Origin of the sequence: Clavibacter lycopersici (assembly GCF_003576405.1) — a bacterium.
In the GTDB taxonomy this organism is placed as follows: Bacteria; Actinomycetota; Actinomycetes; order Actinomycetales; family Microbacteriaceae; genus Clavibacter; species Clavibacter lycopersici.
Genome location: NZ_QWGT01000230.1, coordinates 1 through 4,306, shown reverse-complemented (window position 1 = coordinate 4,306; position 4,306 = coordinate 1). Strand labels below are relative to the sequence as shown.

The 4,306-nt window shown below is 67.9% G+C and carries 2 protein-coding genes and 2 pseudogenes; 3 read left to right on the top strand and 1 reads right to left on the bottom strand.

The window, feature by feature from the left end:
- The 3 genes and pseudogenes from DZG00_RS12770 to DZG00_RS12760 form a co-directional block, all read left to right on the top strand.
- A pseudogene (locus DZG00_RS12770) lies at positions 1-1,250 on the top strand (carboxylesterase family protein); the annotation flags it as partial.
- Positions 1,251-1,316: 66 nt separating this feature from the next.
- A complete protein-coding gene (locus DZG00_RS16905; protein ID WP_147359998.1) occupies positions 1,317-2,621 on the top strand; it encodes a hypothetical protein in 1,305 nt (434 codons plus the stop codon).
- A gap of 528 nt (positions 2,622-3,149) precedes the next feature.
- Complete coding sequence (locus DZG00_RS12760) at positions 3,150-3,941, top strand: hypothetical protein (RefSeq protein WP_119382843.1); 792 nt, start codon at positions 3,150-3,152, stop codon at positions 3,939-3,941.
- A 16-nt stretch (positions 3,942-3,957) separates the two neighbouring features.
- Here DZG00_RS12760 and DZG00_RS12755 read toward each other — a convergent pair.
- Positions 3,958-4,306 (bottom strand): annotated as a pseudogene (locus DZG00_RS12755) (alpha/beta fold hydrolase); the annotation flags it as partial.

Sequence of the window (4,306 nt, the reverse complement as noted above, 5' to 3'; positions counted from 1 at the left end):
CGGCATCCCGTACGCGACCGCCGCGCGCTTCGCGCCGCCCGCCCCGCACCCCGACTGGACGGAGCCGCGCGACGCCACCGCGTGGGCGCCCGCGTGCCCGCAGCCGCCCATGGAGGAGCTCGACGCCGTGCTCGGGAGCTTCGCCGGCCTCGCGGTGGACGAGGACTGCCTGCGCGTCTCCGTCACGATGCCGCGCGACGCGCGGCCTGGCGACGCGCTGCCCGTGATGGTCTGGATCCACGGCGGCTCGTACGTGTCGGGCGCGGCGGACGTGCCGATCATGGATCCCGCCGCCCTCGTCCAGGAGCAGCGCGTGGTGGTCGTCACGGTCACCTACCGGCTCGGGCTCCTCGGCTACCTCGGCGACGGGCGCGACCGGCCCGCGAACCTCGGCCTCCTCGACCAGCTCGAGGCGCTGCGCTGGGTCGCCCGCAACATCCGCGCGTTCGGCGGTGATCCCGACCGCGTCACCGCCTTCGGGCAGTCGGCCGGCGGGGACGCGGTCGCGCACCTCATGGCGGTGCCGGAGGCGGCGGGGGCTCTTCCGGCGGGCGATCGTGCAGAGCGCGCCGCTCGGCATCTCGCGCGGCAGGCGCCGCATGGCCGCGGCGATGGCCCGCGCGTCCCGCGGGTTGACCGCCGACATGCCCGTCGAGGACGTCGTCGCGCGCCAGGCGGACGTGGAGCGCGCGGCCGCCCCCTTCGGGCTCCTCGGGGCCATGCCCTTCGGCACGCAGTACGGGCACGCTCCGCTGCCGCCCGAGTCCCGTCTCGACGCGGCGTGGGACCGGGCCGCGCCCGGCGTCGACCTGCTCATCGGCAACACGGCGGAGGAGGCGCGGCTGTTCCTGCCGGGGATCCCGTGGCTCGCGCGGCTCACGCGCCTCCCGGTGGTCGGAGCGCTCGTGCGGCGCGCGGCCGTGGCGGCGGTCACCGGCATCGTCTACGGGATCCCGGCCCGCCGCTTCGCCCGCCGCCACGCGCGCGCGGGCGGCCGGGCCCACCGCTACGTCATCCGCTGGTCGGCGCCCGGCAGCCCGTACGGCGCCGCGCACACCGTGGACCTGCCGCTCCTGTTCGGCGACGAGGACGCATGGCGCGGGGCCGGGCTCCTCGCGGGGGCCGACTGGGAGGGCATCCAGCAGGACGCCCGCCGCGTGCGGCAGGTGTGGGGCGACTTCGCGCGCGGGCGGATCCCGAGCAGGCAGCTGATCCCGGGCGTGCTGGAGCTGCGGCGGGTGCGGGGCTGATGCAGACAGTGGGTTGCCTCCGGTTCATACTGAGTCAAAACTTCGACGAAGCATGGGGAACGAACGATGGCTCAGAGTGAGGCGCTGTTGCCGCCAAAGGTGTTGGTTATAGGTGGTACCACTGAAGAGCACACCACTTTGAGTGCTTTATCTGGGTGGCTGCATGTCATCTCGCCCAATGAAGAACTAAAGTTTAACGAAAGAGATTTCGACCTCGCGATAGTCTTTGAGAGCGCGCTGACTGACGGATTACGTGTGCCGTACAGGATAGTACTCAGTACGACGGCGGAAGATTCAGATGTCGTCTCCAGGGTTCGAGGTAGTGGGTCTCAAAACGTTTTTGGGCCCCCGCTGCTTTTCGCCTCGCGCCCACCTGTTCTAGCGCTTCAATTCACTGTGAGTGATATGGGAAAGCAATTTCAATCTCGAAGCGAGGCTATGTCGACGCTTATTCCCGAGCTAGGGACTCCATATAAAGTGTTTGATCCAAAGCCGTCGGATACCCGCGATCAAATCTACCCCCTACTCAGTGAAAGTGGTGCCGGGAATCTGGTACTCGCTGGCATTGTCAAGAGCGCCGGCACCACAACCGTGTTCTTGCCGACGAAGGCGAGAGACTCCTTGAGGGCTTGGCTGCAAGCCTCATTCGATTATTTTCGCACAATAGACGAGAGCCGATTTCCAGGCCCATCAAGTAGTAACAACTCTACTTGGGCCACCGCCGCAGAATTGCGAGCGCTGTCTGCGTTGAAGAAATTCGACGCGGTTGAGTCTGCGAGACGTGATGAAGTGTCGAAGGCTCGCGAAGCTCTAGAAGAGGCAAAAGACAATGCCGAACTCGAAAGTGCGCCGATGCGCGTCTTATTACACGGAACCGGTGACGAGCTCGTCCAGGCGTGTGCAGACCTCTTCCTTGAGCTGGGTTTCCAGGTCAAAGATTCTGACTCCTTGCCGCAACATAAGGCCGCTAAACAAGAAGACTTGCGCGTCTTTATCAATGGACTCGTGATACTAGCGGAGATCAAGGGGTATGCAAAGGGGGCAAAGTCGAACGACTTAGAGCAACTTAAAAAAGCAGGCACTGTGTATGCCACGGTCGAGAATTCGGAGCCTGATCGCCTATGGTACATAGTAAATGCCTATCGAGACGCCGGCCCCAACGACCGCCCGCAAGTTCTCGAATCTAGTGCGGAGCAACTCGATGCCTTCGCGAGGTTGTTTTCGGGCGTCGTTTTCGACACGAGGGACTTATATCGCCTGATTAGAGATGTTCAGTTAGGCCTGCTGACTTGTGGAGATGCCCAGGCGCTCCTAATGTCGGCTCAAGGTCGTTTCGAGTATGTGAGTGATGCTGGTGGTCATGGTGAGTGATCAAGGAGCGCTCGTCCCCCTATTCTCGTGACCCTAAAATGTAGAAGGCCGCGATCCAGCGTCTGCCTGAGTGCGTAACGAGTCGATAAAGGTCATTATCTTTGAAGTTCGTGTGTTGATGCGGTCAGCCCGGTGCCGAAGTGCCGGCCATCGAGGCGGGGTTAGGACAAAATTTGCGGGGGGATGGCGGTTCTGAGGATTGCTTGTCATAGCTGAGCCGTCGCACGCAAACCATGCTGTCGCCTGTCGCCTGTCGCCTGTCGCCTGTCGCCTGTCGCCTGTCGCCTGTCGCCTGTCGCCAGTCGCCAGTCGCGTGTGGCAAATCTGAGTCGACATTCTGAGGGCGGATCCCCCTTGGCCAGCCCGCGCCGGGGACGCTCAATCTGCGCCGCAATACACGGCTGATCGCGGCGTCATTCCAATTCACTCGCTTGGGGGCCGCGGCGCGGGTGGTCCCGAGGACATCCCTCCGGCAAGGTGGAGGTGCCGCGCCCGCCGACGCGCGGGTACGCCTCGACCAGGAGCCCCATGACCGCATCCTCCCCGCGCCCGTCCCGCACCGCCCGCGACCGCCGCGGCTCCATGGTCTTCACCGGGATCCTCATCGCGCTCGTCCTCGGCTTCTCCGCGTACGTCGCGCTGCGCGGTGGCACCGTCCCGACGTGGGCCTTCCTCGGCCTCACGGGTGCGGGCATCGCCTCGGGCCTCATCGTCTACCTGGCCCGATCCCGCGGCGTGCGGTGGCTGCTCATAGCTGTGGTCGTCGGCGCGGCCGTCGCCCTGCGGCTGTCCCCGCTCCCGGAGGCGATGGCCGTCTGGCTCCTCGGCGTGCTCGCCGGGTCGTTCCTCGCACGCCCGGAGTGGCCGTGGATGCGCTCCGAGGCGGAGCGGCAGCGGGAGCGCCAGCCGCGACCGCTCGCGAGCATCCGGCCGTGGTCGGGATCCGGCCTCACGGCGTCGCTGACCGAGGTGCCGATCGGGCGGCGCGGCGCGACCGAGACCGGCGTGCTCCTCCAGGCGGGCGAGGTGACGTCGCGCGTCCGCGTGGACGAGCTGCACCGGCTCGTGACCGGCAGGTCGGGCATCGCGGAGTCGGTGGACTCCGACGACTCCGACACCTCGGGCCGCACCGTCTACCTCACGCGCGTCGACACGTCGTCGCCGGACTCGATCGTGGGGGAGGTCCTGGTCGGGCTCCCGGGCGACGCCCTGGCGTTCCTGCGCATCACGGATCCGATGCCCGCGGGACCCACGGCCGTGCTCGCCGGCGCCGACCTGGCCGCCTTCCGGGAGTGGGCGCTGACGGTGCCCGCTCCCTGAGTCGCCGGGCGCGCCCTCAGAGGAGTCCCGCGACGGCGCCGGCGACCACGTGCGGGTCCGTGATCGGGACCATGTGCTCCGACCGCGGGGCCGGGATCCACGCGCCCTGCTCGGCCGCCGCCGCCGACGCGCGGTGGGCGCGCACGAGGTCGCGCCGCTGGCCGCGGGTGAGCGCGCTCGAGGTCGTGCCCGAGATGACGCGCACGGGGATGCCCGGGAGCGCGGCCGCCGAGCCGAGGATCCCCGCGATGCCGGCGAGGCCCGGCAGCAGGTGCCGCTGCTCGGCCGCCGTGGCGCGGGCGGCCCGCACGGAGCCCGCGGCCTCGGCGGCGGCCGCGAGGAGAGGATCCGGCAGCCCCGCGAGC

What these genes read in the sequence shown, in the direction of transcription:
- DZG00_RS16905 (WP_147359998.1), top strand. Translation starts at nt 1,317, where the DNA reads ATGGCTCAGAGTGAGGCGCTGTTGCCGCCAAAGGTGTTGGTTATAGGT.
- DZG00_RS12760 (WP_119382843.1), top strand. Translation starts at nt 3,150, where the DNA reads ATGACCGCATCCTCCCCGCGCCCGTCCCGCACCGCCCGCGACCGCCGC.